Raw genomic sequence first — 25,129 nt, forward strand, 5'->3', positions numbered from 1 at the left:
GCCGCCTCCGCCGCTATGGATGTCCTCAGCTCTCATGGGCTACCTGCGCCGAGCTTGCGTCGCCGCCGCTTCTGGCACTGCCACAGGATCTCGGAGAGCCCGGCGTGAAAGGAAGCCCGGCCGACGAGGGGGCCGCGGCTCGACGTCCTGGTGCGCGAACTCCCGGTGGGCAGTCTGTTGGCAGGTCCGGCCGTGACGCGTCGACAGGGGTGATGCCCGTCTTGGCAGACCCGGCCACGACCGGTCGGGCCGCCGGAGATCCCGTCTCGACAGGCCTGGCTGTCGCGAGGCTCGCGCCCGGCGGTTCGCCGCGGCCACCAGTGCGCGCCGCGACATTCTCCCGGATCGAAGCAGAACCGGAGCCTCGCCCGGCCATCCCCCGCAACGGCCGGCCGACATCGGCTCGCATCAGCACCTTCACGGCACCGGGAAATTCGGCGAGGCATCGCCATTGCCGGCCGGTTTCGGCGCGGCGACGACGGTCTCGGGCAGGCCGGCCGGCGCCGGCTCGCGCTTGACGATGCCCTGCTGAATCAGCACGTCGAGCATGCGCTGCATCATCTCCTGCGCGCGCAGGAAGCCCTCCACCGGCAACACCACGCGCTGGCGAAAGCGTGGCACCGGCTGACCGTTCGCGTCGCGTTCGGTGGGCGACTGCGAGACGAGGTCGATGCGGATCGTCGACCCGGTCACCGAGATGTCGCCGAAGCCGTCGGCGAAGATTTCGTCACTCATCGGGCACTCTCATCCTGTTCATTGCATCGGGCGGCAGGCGAAGGCGGGTCAGGCCGCGAGGCTTGACGTTGCGTTGAAGCTGCTCCAGCTGCTCCAGTTCGTGCCGTTCGATGCTCGGACCCAGAGATTGTCGGTGCTTCCCGCGGCACCGGCAACGAAGCTGACAGAACTGAGGGCGCTCGCCATCACGTCGATGGTGCTACCGGCCGACTGTGCGGTGCCGCCGACGCTGAACTTGCCGGAAGTCGCCTCCGGGCTGAGGTCAATGAACTGGTAGGCGGTGATCGGCGTGCCGCCGGTGCTGGCGACCGTAAACAGCGAACTGACCGCCGTGGTGCCGGAGACGCTGGTGTCGGTGGTCGTTACGGTCGGCGCACCCGCCGCGACCGTCGTCACATTGGCGGCGCCCCAGGCACTGTAGCCTCCGGCATTGGCGGCGCGCACGAAGATCGTGTCCTGACCCGAGGCGGTACCGGCCACGAATGTGGTGGTAGCCAGCTGGGCTGGCGTCAGGGTCACTGGCGTGCCGGCAGCCTGTGTGCTGCCGTTGATGCTGATCGTCCCGCTGCCGGCCGTCGCCGTGGTGTCCATCACCTGATAGGTGACGACGCTGTCGCCGCTCGCCAGCGTTACGCTGAACAGCGAGTTCAGAGCGGTCGATGCGCCGGTGGTCAGCGTCTTGTCGATGCCGGCGACCTGCGGTGTAGCGTCGTCATTGGTGATGGTGCCTGTTGCCGTCAGCGTCGAGCCGCCGCCGAAGAGGTTGGCATTGGTGGGGCTCGACAGCGTCAGCGAGAAGGTCTCGGTCGGCTCGGAGACGACGTCGCCGGTGACCGGCACGCTGATGGTGCCGGTGGTGGCGCCGGCGGCGATGGTCAGCGTCCCGGAGATCGCGGTGTAGTCCGAACCCGCCGTCGCCGTGCCGTTGGCGGTGGTATAGCTGACCGTGGTGGCGAGGTTCGACGCTGCCGACAGCGTAACCGTGAATACAGCGTTCACCGTGCCGCTATTGCCCTCGGCAAGGGTGACGTTGCCGATCGACAGCACCGGCTTGGCGTCGTCATTGGTAATGGTGCCGGTGGCCCGCAGCGTGCTCGCCCCGCCCGAGAAGGTCGCCCCGTTCGCGTTCGACAGCGTCAGGTAGAAAGCTTCATTGGCCTCGTAGCGGGTGTCGCCCCTGACCGCGACGTTGATGGTGCCGGTCTTGGAGCCGGCGGCAATCGTCAGCGTACCCGAGGCGGCGTTGTAGTCGCTGCTCGACAGCGCCGAATTGTTGGAGGTCGCGTAGGAGAAGGTCGTGCTGGTGGCCGAGACGGCCGACAGCGTGACCGTGAAGGTGGCGTTCTTGGTGCCGCTATTGCCTTCGGTCACGCTCACATTGGCCATCGTCGCCACCGGCGGCGCGTCGTCATTGGTGATGGTGCCGGTGGCGCTCAGCGTCGCGCCGCCGCCGGAGAACGTGGCTCCGGTCGGCGAGGACAGCACCAGCGAGAAGGTCTCGTTGGGCTCATAGCTGGTATCGCCGGTCACCGGCACGCTGATGGTACCGCTGGTGGCGCCGGCGGCGATGGTGAGCGTGCCTGTCGTCGCGGTGTAGTCGCTGCCGGCCACGCCGGTGCCGTCGGCGGTGGCATAGGCGATGGTGGTCGCCACTTCCGAGGCCGCCGACAGGGTGACGGTGAACAGCGCGGTCGCCGTTCCGCTGTTGCCCTCGGCGACGCTCGCGCCGGCCAGCGAGATCACCGGCAGGGCGTCGTCATTGGTGATGGTGCCGGCGGCGGCGAGCGTCGGGCCGCCACCCGAAAGGCTGGCGCCGTCCGGCGCGGACAGCACCAGCGAGAAGCTCTCGTTGCTTTCATAGACGGTGTCGCCGATCACCGGCACGGTGATGACGCCGCTGGTGGCGCCGGCGGCGATGGTCAGCGTGCCGGACGTCGCGGTGTAATCCGCGCCGGCCTTGGCGGTGCCATCGGCGGTCGCGTAGCTGATGGTGGTGGCGCGACCCGAGGCCGCCGACAGCGTGACGGTGAAGCTCATCGTCGCGCTGCCGCTGTTGCCTTCGGCCAGCGTCGCCGCGGCGATCGAGGCGACCGGCGCGACGTCGTCATTGGCGATGGTGCCGATCGCCGACAGCGTCGAGGCGCCGCCGGTGAAGGTGGCGCCGCTGGGCGAGGACAGCACCAGCGACAGCGTCTCGTCGGCCTCGTAGAGTGTGTCGCCGGCCACCGTCACGCTGATGGTGCCGGAGGTGGCGCCGGCGGCGATGGTCAGCGTGCCCGACTTGGCGGTGAAGTCCGAACCCGCCGTCGCCAGGCCGTTGGCGGTGGCATAGGCGATGGTGGTGGCGGCGCCGGACGCCGCCGACAGCGAAACCGTGTAGGTCAGCGTGACGCTGCCGCTATTGCCTTCGGTGACCGTCGCGTTGCTGATCGAGGCGACCGGTGCCGCGTCGTTGTTCTTGATGGTGCCGGTGGCGCTGAGCGTCGAGCCACCGCCCGAGAGGGTGGCGTCGGTCGGCGCGGACAGCACCAGGGACAAGGTCTCGTTGGCTTCGTAGAGGGTGTCGCCCTTGATGCCGACGCTGATGGTGCCGCTCGTCGCGCCGGCGGCGATGGTCAGCGTGCCGGACGCCGCGTTGTAGTCGGAGCCCGACTTGGCCGTGCCGTTGGAGGTGGCGTATTTGACCGTGGTGGCGACCGCCGAGGCGGCCGACAGCTTCACGGTGAACACCATGTTCGCCGTGCCGCTGTTGCCCTCGGTGACGTTGACCGCCGCCATCGAGATCACCGGCGGCGCGTCGTCATTGGTGATCGTGCCTGTCGCGCTCAGCGTCGAGCCGCCACCCGAAAGGCTGGCGCCGCTCGGCGGCGACAGCACGAGTGAGAAGCCTTCCGCCGTCTCGTAGAGCGTCTCGCCCGTCACCGCCACCGAGACCGTCGCGGTGGTTTGGCCGGGTGCGAAGGTCACCGTGCCGGAGGTCGCCGCATAGTCGATGCCGGCTTTGGCCGAGCCGTCCGCCGTCGTGTAGCCGACGGTGACCGGCACCTCGGACTGGTTCGACGACAGGGTGAGGGTGAACACCGCCGAGGTGGTGCCGCTATTGCCCTCCACCAGGGTGACATTGCCGACGCTCAGCGTGACCGGATTGATCGACAGGGTGTAATCGACCACTTGGGACGCGTAATAGCCCGACACCCTCACATAATAGTCACCGGCCGTCAGGGTGCGGCCGTAATACATGTCCGTGTTGTCGTCGCTATAGAGACCGCTGGCGACCGAGGCGCCATTGGCGTTGAGCAGATCGAGATCGGCAACCCCGCTTGAGGTGAGGCCGAACTCGACATAGGTCGCACTGGTCAGCGAGAAGCGGTAATAATCGAGATTGGTGGCGGTGGACGACGCCGACACCTGTTCGGAGACGGTGACTAGCGACGGGTTGCTGCCGAAATCATGGGCATCGGCGAAGCCGGAGCCGGCGATCTCCGGCATGGCTTCGGCCTTGAGCGACAGGGCATAGCCGCTGGACCCGCCGGAACTCGGTGCCACCCGGACGTAATAGGTGCCGGCGACGAGGACGTCTGTCGCCGTTCCCGCCGCGCCGTCGATATGGCTGTTGGCGATGGTGATCCCGGTGGCCTCGCCCGAGACGGGATAGATGGTGGCATTCACATAATCGGTGGTGCCGGCGAGGCCCAGCGTGATGACCGACGCCTTGTCGAGCGTGAAGCTGTAGACGTCGAGCGTATCGCTGCCGCCGACCCAGTCCTTCGCGGTGACGCCGCTGGCGGTCACCGCACCGAGGCTCTTCGCGGTGGCGAGGGTGTTGCCGGCGGCATCGGTGGCCGAGGTGCCGATGGCGGGCGCGCCGGTCCAGTAGGACAGGTCGTAGGCGGCTCCGGTGGCCGGCGTGCCGTCATTATAGGTCACGCTGAACGTGTAGGTGCCGGCGCCGAGTGTCTGCATCGTCGCGGCATTGGCGTTGGCCTCGCCGCCATAAGCCGCCCAGACCTGGTTGGCCGTCGAGTCGGCGAGCCGCATGAAGAGGCTGCGACCGGTACCCTGCACCGCGAAATTCATCACGGTGGACTGCGTCAGGGTGAAGGTGAAGCTGTCGGAGGCATCGCCCTCGCCGACCCACTCGGTGAGGGTCTGCACGGTCGCGGTCGGCGTGATCGCCGTCGCGCCGGTGGTGACGGTCCCCGGCTGCGGCTCGACCCGCGCGGTGAGGCGGTAGTCGGTGCCTGAACCGTAGAAAGTGCCGGTATAGGCCATCCAGTCGACCACTGCATAGTAGGTGCCGGCGGCGAGATCATAGCTGCCGGACGCCTCAAGGTACTGATCGCTGCTGAAGGCCTGGCCGAAGCCGGTGCCATCGGCACGGAAGATCTCGAAGCCGGCATAGCGGGACACGGTATCGAGGTCGAAGGAGACCCGCTGGGCGGAGCTGAGCGTGAAGCTGTAATAGTCGGCGCCGCCGGCATTGCCGACCCAATCGGTCTTGGTCACCCCGGCCCCGGTGAGCGTGCCGAGGCTGGTGGCCGTGGCATTGCTATGGCCCGCCGACCCGTCGACGGCCACCGCCGAGGCGCTCAGCGTATAGGCATCCGAGCCCCAGCCGGTGCTGATGTCGAGTGTGTAGGTTCCAGGGCCGAAGATGAAGTCGAAGGTACCCGGATGGCCGGCGGAGGCATATTCGGTGATCGCGCCGCCCAGCACCGCGGTCAGGTTGCCGCCATCCAGCCGGAGCGTCACCCGCGACACGGCGCTCAGGGTAAAGCTGTAATAGTCGTGCGGGTCGCCGATCACGCCGTAATCGTTGCTGCTGAACGCGGTGTCGGAGACGGTCACCGGCGCGGCACCGAGCGTGCCGAGGCTGGTGGGCGCCGCCGAGCTGTTGCTGCCGGCATTGGGCAACACGGTGGCGGAGGCGCTGATCTGGTAGCCGGTATTGCCGCCGGTGCGGCTGACCACCGCGTAGTAGGAACCGGCCTTCAGCACCGGATCGCCGTAGCTGAGATAACGGCTGTCGTTGAAGTCGTCGACGATCACCGTGCCCGACGTGTTCTGGATGTCGAATTGCAACGGAGCCGAATTGCCGGCGCCGGCGTCGACGAAGCGGAGCGAGACGGCCGAGGTTCCCGTGAGGGTGAACCTGTAATAGTCGAGCGTGTCGGAGCTGCCGACCCAGTCGGCGAGCGTCACCGGAACGGTGCCGAGCGTCCCGAGATTATACGCCGACGAGCGCGCATTGCCGGCATTGTCGGTCGACGAACCGCCGAGCGGGATCGTTCCCGTCGAATAGGTGAGCGTGTAGGCGTCCTGCTCCGTTGTGTTGTCGACCCGGACCACATAGGTGCCGGCATCGAGGCTGACCGTGGTGGTGTGGATCGAGGTGTCGGTGACGTCGCGGATATAGGACCCGTCCGCGGCCAGCAGTCGGAAACCGGTATAAGCCGACCCCGCATCGAGCCGCAGATTGAGCTTCTGCGCCGTGGCGAGGGTGATGCGATAATAGTCCGCCCCGCCCACCGGGCCGGTCGAATCCGCGACGGTGACAGGCGTCGCGCTGGGGGCCAGGACCGTGGCGCCGGGATAATCCTTGCCGGCCGTGCCATCGGCGCTGGTGGCGGTGAGGTTCAGGTCGAAGCGGACGTCGTGCTCCGCCGCCGGGCTGTCGACGAAGACATAATAGGTTCCGGCCGCCAGCGTCGCCTTGAGGGTGTCGGTGCCGTAGACCGCGCTGCTGCCCTGCGACGCATTGTTCGCGTTGAGGAGCGAGACGCTGAAGCTCTGCCCTGACCACCAGTAGTAATAGTTGCTCGCCTGCGTATCGCGGGCGGTCAGGCTGACGGTGGCCGCCTTGTCGAGGGTGAAGCTGTAGAAATACTCGCCGTCCTGTCCCCCGCCGACAAAGCCGCTCGTCGCCAGCCCGGCGCCGCCGACCGCCAGCGCGCCGAGCGATTGCGCCGAGGCGAAGGTGTCGTGCGTGGTCGAGGGCGCCGGCGTCACGGCGGCGGCGTTGCTGGACACCGACAGGCTGTAGTCGAAATTCTCATAGGGCGCCGAGAGCCGCAGGAAATACTCGCCGGCGGTGAGATTGGCGAGCGTGGATTCCATCGCGCCATCGAGGCCGAGCGTGAAGTTGCGGATGGAATTGCCGAAATCGTCATAGATGTTCGCGATCACCGTGCCGGCGCCGGTGAGGGCGACGGTCACCGCGCCGTCGCTGCCGACGGTGAAGCGGAACACGTCGTCGGCGCCGGTGCTGAGATGGTCGCTGAAGGTCGTGGCGGTAGTGCCGATCACCCCGAGCGAGGTGGCATCGGCCAAGGTGGAGCCGGCGGCGTCGGCAAGGGTGCGCACCGTCGCGGCGGTCACGGCATAGCGGGAGGAACCGCCGGAATCGCCCGTGACATAGGCGTAATAGGTGCCGGCCGTGAGTTCGACCTCGCCGCGCCGGAGGTCGTCATAATAATAGTTGTCGAACCTGGCGATCTCGTTGTTGGTGGAGCTCCAGATACCCAGCCAGGTCGGTCCGTCAGGCGACGTCAGGTCGAACCGCACCTGCGAGAGCGCGCCGACGGTGAATTTGAACACGTCCTGAAGGTCGGTGCCGGTGGTGCCGCCCACCCAGCCCTTGACGGTCGTGCCGGCGCTGGTCAGCGCACCGAGATCCTGTGCGCCGGTGTAGCCGAAGCCGGTCAGGCCGACATTGGCGGTGCCGACGCTCGGCGCCCCGGTCCAGTAGTCGAGCGTGTAGGCGGTGTCGTTGTTGTTTCCCTGCACCTGCACGTAATAGGTGCCGGCGGTGAAGCTTACAGCATCTCCAAATCCACTGAGATCGGCGTACTCCAGCGTGCTGCCGGAGGCATCGTAGAGATAGAAAGACCCGCCGCCGATGCTGGTACCACGCAGATTCACCGTGGCGGCCGACGACAAGGTGAACTTGAACCAGTCCTCATTGGCGCCGACGCCGACCCAGTCGCTGACGGTCTTGACCGTCGAGGTCGGCGAAAGCGTGCCGGCGGTGGCCTGCGTGGTTTTCGCCGCGCCGTTCAGCGCGGTGGCCGAGACGGCGAAGGAATAGGCGCTATTGCCATAGTCGTAATAGAGCGGTTGGCCGTGGATGTAGTAGGTCCCCGCCGCGAGCGTGATGGCCTGGGCGATGTTGTCGCCGGTGGTGTCGAGCGTGGCCAGGACCGAGCCGTCGCCGGTCTCGATCGCCAGGCGGACATTGTCGCCCGAGACGCTCGGCGAGCGCAGCAGCACCCGCGAGGCCGCCGACAGGGTGAAGGAATAATAGTCGTTCGGCGCCGCAGTTCCGACCCAGTCGCTCTTGCTGATGGCGGTCGAGGACAGCGCGCCCAACGCCGTCGCGGTGGCCTGCGTCGCGCCGGCGGTGCCGTTGGGATTGCCGAGCGCCTGCGCCGTCAGCGTGTAGCCGGTATTTCCGTAGGTGCCGTTGTCGACCAGTACCTTGTAGGTTCCGGCCGCCAATGTCGTCACGATCACGCCGTCCGAGCCGAGCGTGGCACGGTCATAGAGATAGTCATTGCCGGAATAGACGGGGTTGCCGCTACCGTTGACGATGGCGACATAGGGCAGATAAACGCCATTGCTGGCCGTGGCCAGCCGCAGCGATACCGTGGTGACGCCCGTCAGCGTGAAGCTGTAATAGTCGACCGGGTCGGCCGTGCCGACCCAGTCGGTCTTGGTCACCGGCGTCGCGGTGAGCGTGCCGAGGCTGGTGGGGCTGGCGATGTTGTTGCTCACCGCATCGGGCAGCGCCTCGACCTTGGTCTGCAGGCTGTAGCCCGTGCCGATGCTGCCGATATTGGTCACCCGCGCATAATAGGTGCCGGCGGCCAATGCACGCTGCGCCGAAGCGAGAGTAAAGCCGCTTCCCGCACCATAGTCGGTTCCCAGCACATTGCCGTTGCCGTCGAGCAATTCGATCGCGGCATCGGAGCCGGCGGCGAGCCCGGAAAGCTTCAGCGTGATCAGCCCGAGCTTGGTGGTGGTGAAGGAATAGACGTCGATACTGTCGGTTTGGCCGTTCACCTTGACATATTCGGCGGTGGACACCGAGGTCGAGACCGTGCCCAGGGCACGTGCGGCCGCCAGCGTGCTGCCGGCGCTATCGGTCTGGCTGCTGGTGCCGACGGTCGGATTGCCGGTCCAGTAGGAAAGATTGTAGTTCTGCACGCCGTCGGTGCCGTCGTGAAACACGGTGACGTAATAGGTGCCGGCGGCGAGCAGCGCCGACAGCTCGCCATTCGCCTGCCCGCCTTCATTCCAGGCGTCGGCAGAATCCTGCATGAGGAAGTTGCCTGCCGCATCGCGCACGGCAATCGTGGAACCTTGGACGTTGGTCAGTCCGCTCAGGCTGAGATTCAGCCGTCCCGCCGCGCTCAGCGTGATGGCGTAGACATCCGGCCCGGTCCGCGGATGCACGACGTCGCTGACCGTCTGTACCGTAGTGGTGGGTGCCGCCAGCACCTTCGGCGCCAATAGGCTGGTCCCCGTCGCGCTGTCGCCGATAGCGGTCGCGGTGAGGCTCGCCGTGTAGGGGGTGTCGTCGCCGGTCTGGCGCACCGCCAGGTAATAGGTGCCCGCCACGAGCCGGTTCGACAGCACCGTCGGGGTCAGTTCCGACGCGTCGTTATACGCAATCTCCTGCAGTTGAGCATTGTAGATGTTGACATAACCGCTACCGAGCAGCCCGGACAGGCTGACCTGCAGCGAGGCGGCGCTGGTCAGCGTGAAGCGATAGTAATCCACCCCGTCGCGGCTGCTGACGACGTCGCTGACCGTGATGGTGCTCGATCCCAGCACCCCGAGATCGCCGGCGCTGGCGATCGTGTCCCCACCGAGATCCTGCGGATTGAACGCGACGGTCATGCGGCAATTCCTCTCAGATCGCACGCCATGAAGGACGGGTGCTGCGGTGGCGTGGGGAGATGGGATTTGGACAGGAACAGTTTCTGCCCGCAGGACGGGTCAGCGTGTACGTCAGTTCGCTCACACCAAAGGGAAGGTGCGTATCGGCTCGAAACGGAAAGACTGGCAGAAGGGCGTGGCGGCATAGCCTGACTAAATGATCAAGGGTTATACTGCTTACTCATCCCGGAAGCCGGAATGCGCATCATTTCGTATGGAAATTCAGGGAGCGGCGGGAAGGCACTGCGCACGCGGAATTTGAACGGTGCACGCTTGACGTACGGTCCCGTAGCCTTCACAGGTCGAATGGCGACCTGGTAAATAGGGATTTACTTGAATACACACTAATGCGAATTCAGCGTCAAGAGACGTATCTCGTCGAAAATAAAAATTATCTTTTAAGTTATTCGACTATATCCATTATATATTTCTATTGGAAATAAAATAACGCGCCGAATGTGGCGTTGAATTTCATAATATGAATCGTCATTTTTTATCTACATTTAGAAATATACTTTATTGTTGTCTTTCATTTGTCGTGTATTTGAAAAAGTCTTGTGCTTAATTGTAAGGTATGAGGCGGCGATTCATACGGAACTTGATATTTTATAGGAATTTGGTATATAATTATGTACTAATTTACTTCCTATTTTTTATTAAATGAGTAGTTTCGAGCCTCAACACTCGCCGAATGTGGTGCTCCGGTCGATGGGGTCGCCTGCACATTGTCGCGTTAAAATCCCGGCGTTCCGGTCGAGCGTGGAATCCGTCCGGTTGGGCCAACCAGTCTCGTCAGACGGGAGTGAATACCTTCCAAGGCCAGGGCCAGGGCTGCCGCGTTCCCAGAATTTGAACCCGCGTGACGCCGGAAAATTCCGGGATTGGATTCATGCCGCGCCGCGCTGGATGTGGTCTGAGGGCGTCGGCCCGGTCAATTCGGTCGGTTCGTCGTCCTTGTCATGGATGAAGACGTGCCCTTCCCCGATCTCGGTACCTGCCTTCTTGATGGAGGCGTGTATGACCTCGATCGAGGTGCCGTCGGGCCGATTGACGTCGGCGAGACGGTCGTGATGCCGGATGGTGATGAAGACGGTGATGGACTTGGGAGGCCTGGCGGACGGGGAACGCGCCGCGTTCAAAGGATCCAGCGCAAGCCCACGCACAAACTCGGAAAACCTTCAGCACAATCATCGTGTCTCGAAATTGCTGATGATCAATGCATCCAGTATCTCAATGACCGCTTCAGGCGGTCTCACGCCTAAAGCCGAGGTCCTGCCGGCGGCCCGATCTCGCCGTGCAAATCAAGTGAGCGAATGCCTGGAACCGGAGATTTGGCCAGCAGCCGGTTTTGTGGACACGAGATCAAGCCAATTTAGCTTGTTCCTCGAACTCGACAGGGCTCAGCCAGCCCGGTGTCGAGTGCCGGCGCCGGCGATTTCAGAAGCGCTCGACGTCGTCGAATACATGTGCTCCCGCGCCGTCTTCCGTCCTGCGGACCTTGCTCATCGTGCGCATAGTCTTGAGATACGAGGAGAAGCTTGCCATCCCAGCGTTGTCCCAGACGTTGCCCGACCGGCTTATCGAACAGGTGATGCCGTGATCGGCCATCAGGTGCTGGAACGGCTCGCTGGCGTGGATGCCAAGGTCCGCAACGGACGCGGGACTGGCCTTGCCAGCGAAACGGGATGGCGGTCGAAACCACTCAGCGTTCACAGCGCCAACGTGACAATACAAATCGAATTTGCTACAACTATCTAACATATAGGACGCATTGAGGCCATGTCAGAAGCAACGCTGACAGTTCTCGACAATGTTGTTTGTGCCTGCCGCGTCCTCTGCGCCAATAGCATCCCATCTTAAGCGATCGCGATCTGGCGGTCTTACTCGGAGGGAATGTGATGCAGGTCAACGAAGACAAGCTGCATGCGCTGGTCGGAAAGATGCTCAACGATCTTGGCGGCGCTTTCAGCGTTCCAACGGTACGACTTGGGCTGAGGCTTGGTCTCTTCAAAGCGCTTCACGAACACGGACCGGTTACTGCGGCCGATTTGGCCCATGCAGCCGGCGGGCTGGCCGAGCGTTATGTGCGTGAGTGGGCACTCGCTCAGGCGGCGAATGGCTACATCGATTTCGAGAGTGCCTCCGGGAAATTCAGCCTGTCACCTGAGCAGGCCATGGTGTTCGTCTCGAAAGATAGCCCCGTCTACCTCGAGGGCGCGTTCGATCTGGTCGCGGCGATGATCGAAGGTGAGCCGAAGGTCGAGCACTCTTTCCGGACGGGGGCCGGCGTGCGCTGGGGAGATACCGCCGGATGCCTGTTCTGCGCCACAGGCGCCTTCTTCAGGCCGGGCTATGTCAACAATATCGTGCAGAACTGGCTGCCTGCTCTCGTTGGTGTCGAGGACAAGTTGAGGGCGGGAGCAAAGGTGGCAGACGTCGGGTGTGGGGTCGGTTTCTCAACACTTCTGATGGCTGAAGCGTACCCCAATTCTCAATTTGTCGGTTACGATTTCCATGAGCCGTCTGTTGAGGAAGCGAAGGTCCATGCGCAGGCGCATGGGTTGAGCCACAGGGTGAAGTTTATCGCGACGACCGCCAAGGATATCGAGGAAGGCGGCTTCGACCTCGTGACAAGCTTCGACTGCTTGCACGACATGGGCGATCCGCGTGGGTGCGCGGATCACATGCGACAAATCCTGAAGAGCGACGGAACGTGGATGGTCGTCGAGCCGATCGCCGGCGATCGGCCCGAAGAGAATATGAATCCCGTTGGCAGGCTCTACTACAATGCATCGACGATGATCTGCGTGCCCACGTCGTTGGATCAGGAGGTAGGAGAAGGATTGGGCGCTCAGGCGGGAGAGGCCAAGCTGACAGAGGTCATGCGCGCTGGTGGATTCACGCGCGTGGGAAGAGCGACTGCCGGCCCATTCAATATGGTGTTGGAAGCACGGGTGTAGCCGCCGAGGATGCCGGCGTCGGCGCCGATGCTCGTATTACAGATTACAATCACCACCGGAGCTCGAAGGCAGTGCGGCGGCGTGAACCGGCCTCGGCCGGTTCCGCTGCATTATTCGTGCGGCCTCGAGCGACGACGTGTCGGCATGGCTATTCGTTCCATCGGATCGCCGAACGTCCGCTGGTCAGATCGGTAAGCAGCCGCTCCACGCCACCTGCTTCCGATATTGGTGCAGACACCGACAGGATCGCGCCGCTGTCCGTAAACGCTTGAACCCCCACCTGCACGCCCGGGAGGGCGCTCAACCTTGCCTGGACCAGCGTCAAATCACTGAACCCGCATGAGACCGTCCCGGAGATGGCCTCGATGAGCGCTGCCTTTTCAGCTTCGCGCAAGCAGAGGGCCGCCGTTCCGCCATAGGCACGGATCAGGCCGCCGCTGCCCAGAAGGACGCCACCGAACCAGCGGGTCACGACAACGGCGACGCGATCGAGGCCTTGCCCGTCGATGGCGGCAAGGATCGGCTTGCCGGCGGTTCCGCCGGGTTCCCCATCGTCGTTGAAGCGGTAGGTCTGCCCCAGGCGCCAGGCCCAGCAATTGTGATTGGCCGCCGGATCCGACTGTGCCGCGATGAAGTCTTTCGCCGCCGCCTCGTCCGCGACAGGACCGGCGACCGCAATGAAGCGGCTCTTCTTGATCTCTTGCCGGCGTATAGCGAGTTCAACGAGGGTAAGGCGCGCGACCATACGCTCGTCTATCACGAGCTGTGTCCTGAATCTCCTCCGGCCTGAGGGGGGCCTGACCGCCGCCGTCAGCGCCTTCCAGCCACCGGTTCGATAGAAGTTCAGCATGAAGTGGCCGATGCCTTCACGACGAGCTTGCGCTGCCCTTCGGACGTAGCGCCGTCCCCCAGGTTCGCGTCGGTCACCACCATGTCGGCGAGCTGAAACGCCTCGAACTCCGCGCTGAAAGCCGTGCCGCCTTGTTCGGCCAGCGATCCGACATCGAACACGAGCCGGCGCTCATCGTCATTGCCGATAACCTCGCGCAGATGCCGGAGGGCGTGGCGAACGGCCTGGAAGCCGGCCGCCGGCATCCCGATGCCGGCCTCGACGGCTCCGGTGATTGAGCATGATGGAGATCAAGATGCGCGCCCCTCCAACATGGCCATGGCCGTGCTGGCCTCAAGGTTGTCCGTCGCGCCGCTTGGGGCACGGGAAGTGCCGCGGCCGGCGCTGGTCAAACGGATCAACAGCGGCAGCTGCCCGCCAAGGCGGAGGCCGGGGCGCTGCGCGACGAGAGCTCCACTGCCAGCAGGCGACACAGGCCTCCATGACGATGCTGCCGGCGCTGAACGTCACCGGCATGCACGACGGTTCGGAGGCGCTGTTCGGCAAGGGATATGACATCTTCCCCATCTGGAAGGGGCGGATGGACAGCCGCATATGGGTGCCGACGCCCAATGCCGACGTCATCGCCCGACTGCGCCGATGACACTTCGAAGGGCTATTTTCGGTGAGGTCGCTCACCTATTACGTCTTTTACGTCTTCCTCTTTCTCCGCGCCGTCATGGCGAAGGGCAAGGCGTACCGATCCGGCTCCCGCCGCCGCGTTGGCGGAGCAGACGTGCGTCTATCGCCTCTTCGCGATGGAAAAGGACGCAAGTCGATGCGGTTCTGCGATCAGACCTGAAATCCGGACGATCTCGTCAAGGTCGGATGAAGACCATCGGATGGTCGAAGGTGCCGGCATTCCCGGCCTCAAATCGAGCGGAGAGGAGACCAGGCGGGTGGTTCCCGAGACGTTCTTCGACCGGTTCGGCGAGGTTCTCGGTATCTTCGTCCTGCTGCCGGGAGGGGCCGCGCCGTACCAGCCGATCCGGCTGCTGCTCGATGTCGCGCAGGAACCCGAACTCAGGACGGTGCCGGTGGAGAGGCCGCGCAGCCCGACGAGGAAGTCATCCGGTGCTTCTTCCTGCGGAAGCATACCGGCTGGCTGGCCGGAAGTGGCTGGAATCGCTCGGTCAACAGCGCAACGCCGATGGATCGCGGACGCTTCAGTCAGCGCGACTCGCGAGCTTCAGACAGGGCGTTTGCGGTTTCCTGTCTCTCGCCGCGCGAAGACGCGGGTGACCTCGGCCAGGTTCTCCGTGCCCCAGGTGCAGAGCGGCACCAGGGCCTCGGCGAGGCCGAGACCCAAGGGGGTAAGGCTGTAATCGACCCGCGGCGGGATTTCCTTGTAGTCGGTCCGCTTCACCAGGCCGTCCGCCTCCAGCTCCTTGAGCTGCTGGATCAGCATCTTGTCGCTGACGTCGCGCACGGCGCGGCGCAGTTCGCCATAGCGGGTGGGCCCGCCCTGGGCGAGGAAATACAGGATCAGCGGCTTCCACTTGCCGGCGATGACCCGCAGTGTCGCGTCCAGCCCGCAGGTGAAGCCGGGGAGCGTCGGGGTGCAGCTCGGAGTCTGCGGCGGGGTGGGGTCAGAGGCGTTCGATGACATTTCCAGGTACTTACCAAAAGGTGCATACTTGTCGATAAGTAGGTAGCCAGCCAACTCTGTGCAACCTTAATGAAGGAGCACATCATGAGCAGGCTACACGGAAAGACCGCAGTGGTGACCGGCGGTGGGACCGGCATCGGGCTCGGGGCGGCCAAGAGGTTCATCGAGGAAGGCGCGTTCGTCTACATCTTCGGCCGGCGACAGGAGGCACTCGACGCCGCCCTGGCGCAGCTGGGACCGCAGGCGCGGGCGGTGCAGGGCTCGGTGACAGATCTCGCCGATCTCGACCGGCTGTACCGGACGGTGAAGGACGAACGCGGCAGGCTCGACATCCTGTTCGCCAATGCCGGGACCGGAGCGTTCGCGCCGCTCGGCGAGATCACGCCCGAGCACTACGACCAGATCTTCGACGTCAATGTGAAGGGGCTGGTGTTCACGGTGCAGAAGGCGCTGCCGCTGATGACGGCGGGTGCGTCGATCATCCTCACCGGCTCGAGCACGGGTGTGATGGGGACGCCGCAGTTCAGCGTCTACAGCGCCACCAAGGCGGCGATCCGCAACCTGGCGCGCAGCTGGGCGCTGGACCTGCGCGGCACCGGCATCCGCGTCAACGTGCTGTCGCCCGGGCCGACTCGGACCGAGCTGGCGGTGGAGGTCGTGGGCGAGGAGGCATTGGACGCGCTCGGCGCCACGACGCCGCTCGGCCGCATGGGCGACCCGACCGAGACGGGAGCGGTGGCGGCGTTCCTCGCCTCCTCGGACAGCAGCTTCATGACCGGCGGCGAGGTGTTCGTCGATGGCGGCCTGGCGCAGGTCTGAGGTGGCAGCCACGTGAAAGGGGGGGCGGCAAGCGAGGTCGAGGCCCCCAAGCCGGCTCGACCGGACCGGTCTCGCCGCGAGGTGCCCCACCATGTCGGGTCCGACAATGGGCCGCGCGCTGGCTGGCAAGGCGGGACGCGACGGGGAGATGACGGGGCGGGATCGTGGATCCCGCCCCTCCGGGCGCGATCATCGACGGCGGGCGGTTCGGCTCGAAAGCCGAGACACGCCCGTCGGCGTTGACGGTCCGCCTTCAGCTATGGGCGAAGGCCTTCAGCGTCTCCGGCTTCATCTCGATGGAGAAGCCGGGCAGCTTGGGCGGCATGTAGGCAGCGTTCTCGATCACGCAGGGATCGAGGAAATGCTCGTGCAGATGGTCGACATATTCGATCACCCGGCCGTCCTTGGTGCCGGACACCGCGACATAGTCGATCATCGACAGGTGCTGCACATATTCGCACAGGCCGACGCCGCCGGCATGCGGCCACACCGGCAGGTCGTACTTCGCCGCCACCAGCAGCACCGCCAGCACCTCGTTCAGCCCGCCCATGCGGCAGCTGTCGATCTGCACCACGTCGATGGCGCCCTCGGCGATGAACTGCTTGAACATGATGCGGTTCTGGCACATCTCGCCGGTGGCGACCTTCACCGGCGCGACCGCCTCGCGGATCTTGCGGTGGCCGGCGATGTCGTCCGGGCTGGTCGGCTCCTCGATGAAGAACGGCTTGGCGAAGGCGAGCTGCTTCACCCAGTCGACCGCCTGGCCGACCTCCCACACCTGGTTGGCGTCGATCATCAGATAACGGTCGGGGCCGATCACCTCGCGGGCGATGGTGAGGCGGCGTATGTCGTCATCGAGATCGCGGCCGACCTTCATCTTCACATGGTTGAAGCCGGCGTCGATGGCCTCCTGGCACAAGCGGCGCAGCTTGGCGTCGTCATAGCCGAGCCAGCCGGCCGAGGTGGTGTAGCAGGCATAGCCCTCGGCCTCGAGGGTGGCGATGCGCGCCGCCTTGCCGGCCTCGGCCTTACGCAGGATGGCGAGGGCGTCGTCGCGGTCCAGCACGTCGGTGAGGTAGCGATAGTCGACGATGTCGGCGATCTCCTCCGGCGACATGTCGGCGACGAGGCGCCATACCGGCTTGCCGGCCTGCTTGGCGAGCAGGTCCCAGAAGGCGTTGACCACCGCGCCGGTGGCGAGGTGCATCGCGCCCTTCTCCGGGCCGATCCAGCGCAGCTGGCTGTCGCTGGTGAGGTGCCGCCAGAACTTGCCCGGCGCTTCGCGCACCGTGTCGAGCTCGACGCCGACCACGAGGTGGCGCATGGCGGAGATCGCCATGCAGCAGATGTCGTTGCCGCGGCCGATGGTGAAGGTCAGCCCGTGGCCGTCGAGGCCGGCCACGTCGGTTTCGAGGATGACATAGGCGGCGGAGTAATCCGGGTCCGGATTCATCGCATCCGAGCCGTCGAGCGACAGCGAGGTGGGAAAGCGCAGGTCGATGACCCGCATATTGGTGATTTTCGCCATGGCGGAGCCTCCGGCAGGATCGGTGAATGAGGATCAGAGATCGGGGACGAAGGTCTGCTTCTGCGAGCCGAGCCCGTCGATGCCGAGCTCGACGACGTCGCCGGCCTTCAGGTAGCGGGGCGGCTTGAAGCCGAGGCCGACGCCGGGCGGCGTGCCGGTCGAGATGATGTCGCCGGGCTGCAGGCTCATGAACTGGCTGAGATAGGAGACCAGATAGGCGACGCCGTAGACCATGGTCTTGGTGGAGCCGTTCTGCATGGTCTGCCCGTTCACCTTGAGCCACATGCCGAGGGTGTGCGGGTTCGGGATGGCCTCCTTGGTCGCCAGCCAGGGGCCGATCGGGCCGAAGCCGTCGCAGGACTTGCCCTTGGTCCACTGGCCGACGCGCTCCAGCTGGAACTCGCGCTCGGAGACGTCGTGGCAGACGCAGTAGCCGGCGACGTAGTCCATCGCCTCCTCCTGCGAGACATATTTAGCCGTCTTGCCGATGACCACGGCGAGCTCGACCTCCCAGTCGGTCTTGGTCGAGCCGCGCGGGATCGGCACGGTGTCGTTCGGCCCGGCAATGGCCGAGGTCGCCTTCATGAACACCACCGGCTCGGGCGGCATCTCCATGCCGGATTCCGCCGCGTGGTCGGAGAAGTTGAGGCCGATGCAGATGAACTTGCCGACCCCGGCGACGCAGGGGCCGAGGCGGGTGCCCTCGGCGACCAGCGGCAGCGAGCCGGCATCGAGGCCGGACAGCGCGGCGAGCGCGGCGGGATCCAGCGCCGCGCCGGCAATGTCCGGCACATGGGCGGAGAGGTCGCGGATGCGGCCCTCGGCGTCGATCAGGCCCGGCTTTTCCCGGCCCGCCTCGCCATAACGCACGAATTTCATGGAAGTTTTCCTTTCGTGCGGATCAGAGCGACCAGCCGCCGTCGATGGCGATGGCCTGGCCGGTGGTGTAGGTGGCGCCGGCGAGATAGACGGCGAGGTCGGCGATCTCCTCCGGCGTGCCGATGCGGCCGATCGGCTGGCGGGCGATGAAGGCGGCGCGGGTCTGCTCATAGTCACCCTGGGCGCGCAGGCGGTCCTGCAGCGAGGGGCTCTCCACCGTGCCGGGGCAGATGGCGTTGCAGCGGATGTTGTGCGCGACATAGTCGGCGGCCACCGACTTGGTCAGGCCGATCACCGCCGCCTTGGTGACGCTGTAGGCGAAGCGGTTCGGCACGCCTTTGATCGAGGAGGCGACGGAGGCCATGTTGATGATGGCGCCTTCCTTGCGCTCCAGCATGCCGGGCAGCACGGCGCGGATGGTGCGCACCATCGACTTGATGTTGAGGTCGACGGCGAAGTCGAGGTCGCCGTCCTTCATCTCGAGGATGCTGCCGGGATGCACCACGCCGGCGCAGTTGAACAGCACGTCGACCGCGCCGATGCCGGCGACATAGTCGGCGACCGCCTTGTCGTCGAGCACGTTCAGCTTGGCGGTGACGAGCCGGTCGGAGGCCGGCAGCTCGGCGAGCAGCGCCTCGTTGATGTCGGTGGCGTACACCTTGGCGCCGGCCGCCAGATAGGCAAGGGCGCTCGCGCGGCCGATGCCCTGCGCGCTCGCGGTGACAAGGACGGTCTTGCCCTCAAGATTGGCCATGGCCAGTTCTCCGTTCTTCGCTATCGGTCAGTCGAGATGGAAGACTTCTTCCGCCATGGCCCACCATTCGCCGTCCTTGCGGGTGGCGAGCGGGCGCTGGCAGGGAATGGTCAGCTTCCACCACTCCTGGTTCTTCGGGTCGGCGGCCATCTTGGCCATGTCGGCCTCGAAATCGCTGCCGTGGTACTCCCAGGTGCCGAACAGGATGTTCTCCGGCTCGCGCAGGAAGATGGTGTAGTTGCGGATGTTGCAGCGGGTGATCAGGTCGAGCACCTCCGGCCACACGGCGGCGTGCAGCTGCTTGTAGGTCTCGACCATGCCGGGCTCGAGCCCGATCATCATTCCCATGCGTTGCATAACAGGCTCCGTTCAGGCGGCGGTCGACGCCGGGGCGTCGGCGAGCCGGTAGAAGGTAGCGGCGTTGCCGCCGAACACGGCGTCGTGGTGCTCGCCCGGCACGATGGCCTGGCACTGCTCGACCCAGGCGACGTAGTCGCCGGCGAGGCGTAGCACCGGCCAGTCGCTGCCGAAGATCAGCCGTTCCGGGCCGAACAGCTCCAGCAGCGTCTCGGCATAGGGGCGCACCGCGATCGGGGCGTTGCCGCCGGCCTCGGTGAGCAGGCCCGAGAGCTTGCACCAGACGTTGGGCGGCGCCGCGAGGCGGGCCATGGCGCGGCGCCAGTCGGTGATGCGGCCCTCGGCGATCGGCGGCTTGGCGCCGTGGTCGATGACGATGCGCAACTGCGGGTGCCGGGTGGCGAAGGCGGTGAGCGGGCCGAGATGGCGCGGCAGCACCAGCGCGTCGAAGCCGAGGTCGTGGGCGATCATCGCCTCCACCGCCGGGTCGAGTGCGGCATCGTCGATCCAGCCATCCTCGGCGATGTCCTGCAGCATCGGGCGCAAGCCCCTGAGCTTCGGCTTGGCGGCGAGGCGGGCGACGGCTTGCGGCGCGCCGGGCGCCTTGAGGTCGGTCCAGCCGACCACCGCCTTGATGAAGCCGTGCCGGCCGGCGAGGTCGAGCATGTAGGCGGTGTCCGCCTCGCGCTCCATGGTCTGCACCAGCACGGTGCCATCGAAGCCGTTGGCGGTGAGCAGCGGCTCGAGGTCTTCCGGCCCGAAGTCGCGATAGATCGCCGCGAGCTCGGCCGGCGGCCACTGGCCGGCCCGGTCGGCGATGCGCCAGAAATGCTGGTGGGCGTCGATCCGCATCACCGCCTCACACCGGGACCGGGGCGCCGTCGGCGATCAGCCCGCGCTCCTTCAGCCGGTTCCAGAACGAGGCCGGGATGGTCTCCTCGAACCAGCCGATATTGGCGGTGATCTGCTCGGCGTTGCGGGCGCCGGAGACCACGGTGAGGGTGGCGGCATGGGCGAGCGGGAATTGCAGCGCCGCGGCCTGAAGGGTCACGCCCTCTTCGGCGCAGGCGGCGCGCAGCGCTTCGACGCGGGCGACGATGTCGGCGGGCGCGTCGCCATAGTTGAACTTGTTGCTGCCGGCGAGGATGCCGGAGTTGAACACGCCGGCGGCGACGATGCCGACGCCGCGCCGGGCGCACTCGTCCATGAAACCGAGGCTGTGCTGCTCCAGCAGCGTGTAGCGGCCGGCCAGCATGCAGATGTCGAGATCGGCGACCTTGAGCGCGTCCTCGATGATCTCGAACTCGTTGACGCCGAGGCCGAACGCCTTGATCGCCCCCTGCTCGCGCAGGCGGGTGAGCGCGCGGAAGCCACCGCCCTCGGTCAGCTGGTTCCAGTAGTGCTCGTGGAGCTCGCCATGGGTGAAGCGGCCGATGTCGTGCACGAACAGGATGTCGGGCGCCAGCAGGCCAAGCCGCTGCTGGCTGGCCTCGAAGGAGCGCATGATGCCGTTGTGGGAATAGTCGAACACCGGGCGGAACGGCAGCGGCTCGGCATAGCCGTCCTCCATCGCGCCGACGGTCGGGTCCGGCGTCATCACCCGCCCGACCTTGGTCGAGACGGTGTAGCTGTCGCGCGGCAGGTCGGTCAGCATGGTGCCGAGCCGACGCTCGGAACGGGTGAAACCGTAGAAGGGGGCGGTATCGAAATAACGCACGCCCGCGTCCCAGGACGCCTGAAAGGCGCCGGCGGATTCGGCGTAGCTGGTCACGCGGTAGAGGTTGCCCATCTGCGCGCAGCCGAGGCCGATCGCGGTGGCGGCGACCTGGGTACGGGCGTGGATGCGTTTGTCGCCGGCCTTCATGATGTCCGTGTCCGTTCGGAAAGGCGGGGCGCCGGCTGTCCGGCGCCCCGCAGGCGGGAGGTGATCAGTAGAGGACGTTCTTGGCTTCCGGCTGGTCGATGTTCGCCTTGGTGACCACGACGGCGCCGGTGTCGACGAACTTCTCGACCTTCTGCTTGCCGATCAGCTTGGAGACGGTCTTCACGCCGAGGTCGCCCATCTGGAACGAGCCCTGCACCACGATGGCGGTGAGGGTGCCGTCCTTGACGAACTCCTGCAGGTCCTGGTTGCCGTCGAAGCCGACGGCGACGATCTTGCCGGACTTGCCGGCCTGCTTGATGGCGCGGGCCATGCCGATGGCGGTCGGCTCGTTGGCGCCGAAGATGCCCTTCAGGTCGGCATTGGCGGCCAGCACGTCGGTGGTCTGGTTCAGCGCCGTCGCCATCTGCGACTGCGAGTAGAACGGGCCGACGATCTGGAGCTTGGAGTTCGCCTTGATGTAGTCGGTGAAGCCGCCCACGCGGCCGATCTCCGAGCCGGCGCCGGCGACATAGGACATGACGGCGATCTTGCCCTCGGTGCCGACCTTGTCGATCAGCGCCTTGGCGGCGAGCTCGCCAGCCTTGCGGTTATCGGTGGCGAGGAAGGACTGGTAGTACTGCTCGGCGCCCTTGGCGAGCTGGCTGTCGACGATCACCACCGGGATGCGGGCTTCCCACGCCTTCTTCACCGCCGGCACCAGCGCGTCGGGATCGGAGGGGGCGAGCACGATGCCGGCGACGCCGCGGTTCACCGCGTTCTCCACCATGTTCACCTGGTCGGCGATGGCGGATTCCGAGGCCGGGCCCTGGAAGGTGAGGGTGTTGGCGCCACCGGCTTCCTTGAGCGCGGCGTCGGCGCCCTTCTGCACGTTCTGCCAGAAGGTGGAGTTCACCGTCTTGACGATGACGGCGATCTCGCCGGCCTGGGCCGAGGTCTGGGTCACTGCGGCGGCACTGAGCAGCACCGCCGAGGCGAGCAGGGCGGAGACGAGCTTCTTCATGGTTTCCTCCAGATTCATGCGTTCGTCGGGGGACGGCGCCGGTTTTCCGGTCGCCGGGCGGCTTTGGAAGGGAGCGGGCGCCGCGGTCAGCGGCGGTTGCGCAGCTGGTCGATCCACACGGTGAGCAGGATGACGAGGCCGATGATGATCTGCTGCGTGAAGGCGGAGACGCCGTTCATGTTCAGCCCGTTGCGCAGGATGCCGATCACGAAGGAGCCGATGAAGGTGCCGGAGATGGTGCCGACGCCGCCGATCAACGAGGTGCCGCCGATCACCGCCGAGGCGATGGCGTCGAGCTCGTACATCACGCCCTCGTTCGGCTGGGCGGTGACGAGGCGGCTCATCAGCACGCAGCCGGTGAGGCCGGCGAGCGAGCCGGACAGGATGTAGGTGAAGCAGGTGACGCCGGAGACGTTGACGCCGGAGAGCCGCGCCGCCTCGGCATTGGAGCCGACCGCGTAGATGTGGCGGCCGAGCACCGAGCGGTTGAGCATCAGCGACACCGCGAGCGCGATCACCACCATCAGCACCACCGGGTAGGGGATGCCGGGGAACACCACGTTCGGGAAGCCGTCGTCGCCGATATTGACGATGCGGAACAGCGCGCCGTTGCCGAGCTCGCCGAAGCTCTCGCCGAGACCGGACACCGCGCGCGCGCCGGTGATCTGCAGGGCGACGCCACGGGCGATCAGCATCATGCCGAGCGTGGCGATGAAGGGCGGCAGCCGCATCTTCGTCACCAGCACGCCGTTGACCAGGCCGCACAGCGAGCCGGTGAGGATGCCGATCATCATGGCGACCGGCACGGGCATGCCGAGCTCCTTCACCGCCAGCGCCGCCACCACGCCGGCCAGCGCCAGCACCGAGCCGACCGACAGATCGATGCCGCCGGTGATGATCACGCAGGTGGCGCCGATGCCGAGCAGGGCGATCGAGGTCACCTGCAGGGCGATGGTCATGCCGTTATTGACGGTGAAGAAGGCGCCGGTGCTCAGCGAGAACACGACGATCAGCACCAGAAGGCTGCCGAGGGCGGCGAATTTCTGGATGATGTCCTTCTGGCGGTCGGAGAGGCGGCGGCCGGACGGGGCGGGCGTCTTGCTGGCTGGCGGGGTGGTGACGGTCATGGTCATTCTCGGCTCCGTCAGTGGCGGCTGTCCGGCCGTCCGTAGCCGGAGGCGTAGCGCATGATTTCTTCCTGGTTCGTGCGGGAGGTCTCCAGCACGCCGGTGATGCGCCCGTGGTGGAACACGCAGACGCGGTCGGTCATGCCGAGGATCTCCGGCAGTTCCGACGAGATGAGCACGACGCCGATGCCCTCGGCGGCCAGCTCGTCCATGATCTTGTAGATGGCGAACTTGGCGCCGACATCGATGCCGCGCGTCGGTTCGTCGAAGAACAGCACCCGCGACTTGCGGAACAGCCACTTGCCGATGATGATCTTCTGCTGGTTGCCGCCGGAGAGCAGGCGGACCGGCTGCTTGATCGTCGGCGTCTTGATGCTGAGCAGGTCGACATAGCGCTTGGCCACCTCGGCCTGCCGGGCGAAGTCGATCAGCCCGAAGCGGTTCGACACCTCGTCCATGTTCGCCAGCGTCATGTTGGCGTCGACCGGCATCTTCACCGCGAGGCCCTGTGCCTTGCGGTCCTCGGAGAGATAGGCGAGGCCGGCGGCGATGGCGTCGCGCGGCGAGCGGATCACCAGCTGCCGGCCTTCCAGCGTCACGGTGCCGGCGTCGATGGCGTCGGCGCCGAAGATGGCGCGCGCCACCTCGGTGCGTCCCGCGCCCATCAGCCCGGCGAAGCCGAGGATCTCGCCCCGCTTGAGCTCGAAGTCGATGTCGGCGAACACGCCGTTGCGGGTGAGCCCCTTCACCGCGAGGACGACGTCGCTCGACGGCGTCGAGGTGCGCTCGGGGAACTTCTCCTCCAGCGAGCGGCCGACCATGCGGGTGACGATCTCGTCCACCGTGGTGGCGGCGAAGTCGTCGGTGGCGACGTAGCGGCCGTCGCGCAGCACGGTGACGCGGTCGACGATCTCCGCCATCTCGTCGAGGCGGTGCGAGATGTAGATGATGCCGACGCCGGCGGCCTTGAGGTCGTGGATGACCTTGAACAGCAGCCGGGTCTCCTGCTCGGTGAGCGAGGAGGTCGGCTCGTCCATGATCAGCACTTCGGCGTTGAGCGACAGCGCCTTGGCGATCTCGACCATCTGGCACTGGGCGACCGAGAGCTCGCGCACCAGGCGGTTCGGATCGATGGCGACACCGAGCCGGTCGAGGCAGGCCTTGGCGTCGGCGCGCAGCTTCTTGCGGTCGACCAGGAAGCCGCGGCGCGGCTCGCGGGCGAGATAGATGTTCTCGGCGACGGTGAGGTGCGGCACCAGGTTGAGTTCCTGGTGGATGATGGCGATGCCGACCGCCTCGGCCTCCAGCGGGGAGGCGAACTGGCGGGGCTGGCCCTTGTAGACGATGCGGCCGGAGGTCGGCTGGAACACGCCGCTGATGATCTTCATCAGCGTCGACTTGCCGGCGCCGTTCTCGCCGCAGACCGCGTGCACCTCGTGGCGCCGCAAATTGAAGCTGACGCCCTGCAGCGCCTTCACGCCGGGAAATTCCTTGGTGATGTTCTCCAGCGCGAGCAACGGCTCGCCCTGCGCAACACCATGCGGCGCCCGCAGCGTGTCGCCGGCGGTCTGGCTATACGCCATCCTGTCCTCCCATGGCCGCTATCGCGACGTGGTGCCCGCTCGTGTCGGGTCTTGTTCGGCTGGT

The 25,129-nt window shown here is 65.9% G+C and carries 18 protein-coding genes and 1 pseudogene; 3 read left to right on the forward strand and 16 right to left on the reverse strand.

Features of this window, described 5'->3' with window-relative positions:
* Positions 1–417: 417 nt before the first annotated feature.
* The 4 genes and pseudogenes from KHC28_RS08815 to KHC28_RS08830 form a co-directional block, all read right to left on the reverse strand.
* Positions 418–735: a hypothetical protein gene (locus KHC28_RS08815; protein ID WP_214007952.1), complete on the reverse strand. Its 318-nt coding sequence runs from the start codon at positions 733–735 to the stop codon at positions 418–420.
* A 48-nt stretch (positions 736–783) separates the two neighbouring features.
* Positions 784–9,636 (reverse strand): beta strand repeat-containing protein, encoded by an 8,853-nt coding sequence (locus KHC28_RS08820; RefSeq protein ID WP_214007953.1) that lies wholly within the window; start codon positions 9,634–9,636, stop codon positions 784–786.
* Positions 9,637–10,562: 926 nt separating this feature from the next.
* Positions 10,563–10,838 carry a hypothetical protein gene (locus KHC28_RS08825; protein ID WP_214007954.1) on the reverse strand — a complete coding sequence of 92 codons (276 nt, stop codon included), beginning with the start codon at positions 10,836–10,838 and terminating at the stop codon, positions 10,563–10,565.
* 199 nt (positions 10,839–11,037) lie between these two features.
* Positions 11,038–11,310: pseudogene (locus tag KHC28_RS08830) on the reverse strand (IS3 family transposase); the annotation flags it as partial.
* Positions 11,311–11,573: 263 nt separating this feature from the next.
* On the opposite strand from KHC28_RS08830, the gene KHC28_RS08835 reads away from it, so the two are divergent.
* Positions 11,574–12,635, forward strand: a complete 1,062-nt coding sequence (locus KHC28_RS08835; RefSeq protein ID WP_246564527.1) for a class I SAM-dependent methyltransferase — start codon at positions 11,574–11,576, stop codon at positions 12,633–12,635.
* Between the two features lie 148 nt (positions 12,636–12,783).
* Here KHC28_RS08835 and KHC28_RS08840 read toward each other — a convergent pair whose 3' ends face one another.
* Both KHC28_RS08840 and KHC28_RS08845 read right to left on the reverse strand, forming a co-directional pair.
* Complete coding sequence (locus tag KHC28_RS08840) at positions 12,784–13,380, reverse strand: IMPACT family protein (RefSeq protein ID WP_214008188.1); 597 nt, start codon at positions 13,378–13,380, stop codon at positions 12,784–12,786.
* Between the two features lie 98 nt (positions 13,381–13,478).
* Positions 13,479–13,730, reverse strand: a complete 252-nt coding sequence (locus KHC28_RS08845; protein WP_214007956.1) for a hypothetical protein — start codon at positions 13,728–13,730, stop codon at positions 13,479–13,481.
* A gap of 236 nt (positions 13,731–13,966) precedes the next feature.
* On the opposite strand from KHC28_RS08845, the gene KHC28_RS08850 reads away from it, so the two are divergent.
* The gene (locus KHC28_RS08850; protein WP_214007957.1) at positions 13,967–14,128 is read left to right on the forward strand and encodes a hypothetical protein; all 162 of its coding nucleotides are present in this window, start codon (positions 13,967–13,969) and stop codon (positions 14,126–14,128) included.
* Positions 14,129–14,713: 585 nt separating this feature from the next.
* Here the strand turns inward: KHC28_RS08850 and KHC28_RS08855 are convergent.
* Positions 14,714–15,133, reverse strand: a complete 420-nt coding sequence (locus KHC28_RS08855; protein ID WP_214007958.1) for a winged helix-turn-helix transcriptional regulator — start codon at positions 15,131–15,133, stop codon at positions 14,714–14,716.
* 84 nt (positions 15,134–15,217) lie between these two features.
* Here KHC28_RS08855 and KHC28_RS08860 point away from each other — a divergent pair, with 84 nt between their 5' ends.
* Positions 15,218–15,952 (forward strand): SDR family NAD(P)-dependent oxidoreductase, encoded by a 735-nt coding sequence (locus tag KHC28_RS08860; RefSeq protein WP_214007959.1) that lies wholly within the window; start codon positions 15,218–15,220, stop codon positions 15,950–15,952.
* A 253-nt stretch (positions 15,953–16,205) separates the two neighbouring features.
* On the opposite strand, the gene KHC28_RS08865 is transcribed toward KHC28_RS08860, so the two are convergent.
* The 9 genes from KHC28_RS08865 to KHC28_RS08905 all read right to left on the reverse strand — a co-directional run bounded on the left by KHC28_RS08865 (position 16,206) and on the right by KHC28_RS08905 (position 25,065).
* A complete protein-coding gene (locus KHC28_RS08865; RefSeq protein WP_214007960.1) occupies positions 16,206–17,480 on the reverse strand; it encodes an L-fuconate dehydratase in 1,275 nt (424 codons plus the stop codon).
* Positions 17,481–17,513: 33 nt separating this feature from the next.
* On the reverse strand, positions 17,514–18,359 hold the full coding sequence (locus tag KHC28_RS08870) for a fumarylacetoacetate hydrolase family protein (RefSeq protein WP_214007961.1): 846 nt from the start codon (positions 18,357–18,359) through the stop codon (positions 17,514–17,516).
* A gap of 22 nt (positions 18,360–18,381) precedes the next feature.
* Entirely contained in the window at positions 18,382–19,113 is a 732-nt protein-coding gene (locus KHC28_RS08875) for an SDR family oxidoreductase (protein WP_214007962.1), read from the reverse strand.
* 27 nt (positions 19,114–19,140) lie between these two features.
* Complete coding sequence (locus KHC28_RS08880) at positions 19,141–19,470, reverse strand: L-rhamnose mutarotase (protein ID WP_214007963.1); 330 nt, start codon at positions 19,468–19,470, stop codon at positions 19,141–19,143.
* Positions 19,471–19,482: 12 nt separating this feature from the next.
* On the reverse strand, positions 19,483–20,322 hold the full coding sequence (locus KHC28_RS08885) for an amidohydrolase family protein (RefSeq protein WP_214007964.1): 840 nt from the start codon (positions 20,320–20,322) through the stop codon (positions 19,483–19,485).
* A gap of 7 nt (positions 20,323–20,329) precedes the next feature.
* Entirely contained in the window at positions 20,330–21,334 is a 1,005-nt protein-coding gene (locus tag KHC28_RS08890) for an aldo/keto reductase (RefSeq protein ID WP_214007965.1), read from the reverse strand.
* Between the two features lie 64 nt (positions 21,335–21,398).
* On the reverse strand, positions 21,399–22,355 hold the full coding sequence (locus tag KHC28_RS08895; protein WP_214007966.1) for an ABC transporter substrate-binding protein: 957 nt from the start codon (positions 22,353–22,355) through the stop codon (positions 21,399–21,401).
* Between the two features lie 86 nt (positions 22,356–22,441).
* Positions 22,442–23,482: an ABC transporter permease gene (locus KHC28_RS08900; RefSeq protein WP_214008189.1), complete on the reverse strand. Its 1,041-nt coding sequence runs from the start codon at positions 23,480–23,482 to the stop codon at positions 22,442–22,444.
* Positions 23,483–23,499: 17 nt separating this feature from the next.
* Positions 23,500–25,065 (reverse strand): sugar ABC transporter ATP-binding protein, encoded by a 1,566-nt coding sequence (locus tag KHC28_RS08905; RefSeq protein WP_214007967.1) that lies wholly within the window; start codon positions 25,063–25,065, stop codon positions 23,500–23,502.
* Positions 25,066–25,129 lie beyond the last annotated feature (64 nt).

It is taken from the genome of Ancylobacter sonchi, from assembly GCF_018390695.1.
GTDB classification, from domain to species: Bacteria; Pseudomonadota; Alphaproteobacteria; order Rhizobiales; family Xanthobacteraceae; genus Ancylobacter; species Ancylobacter sonchi.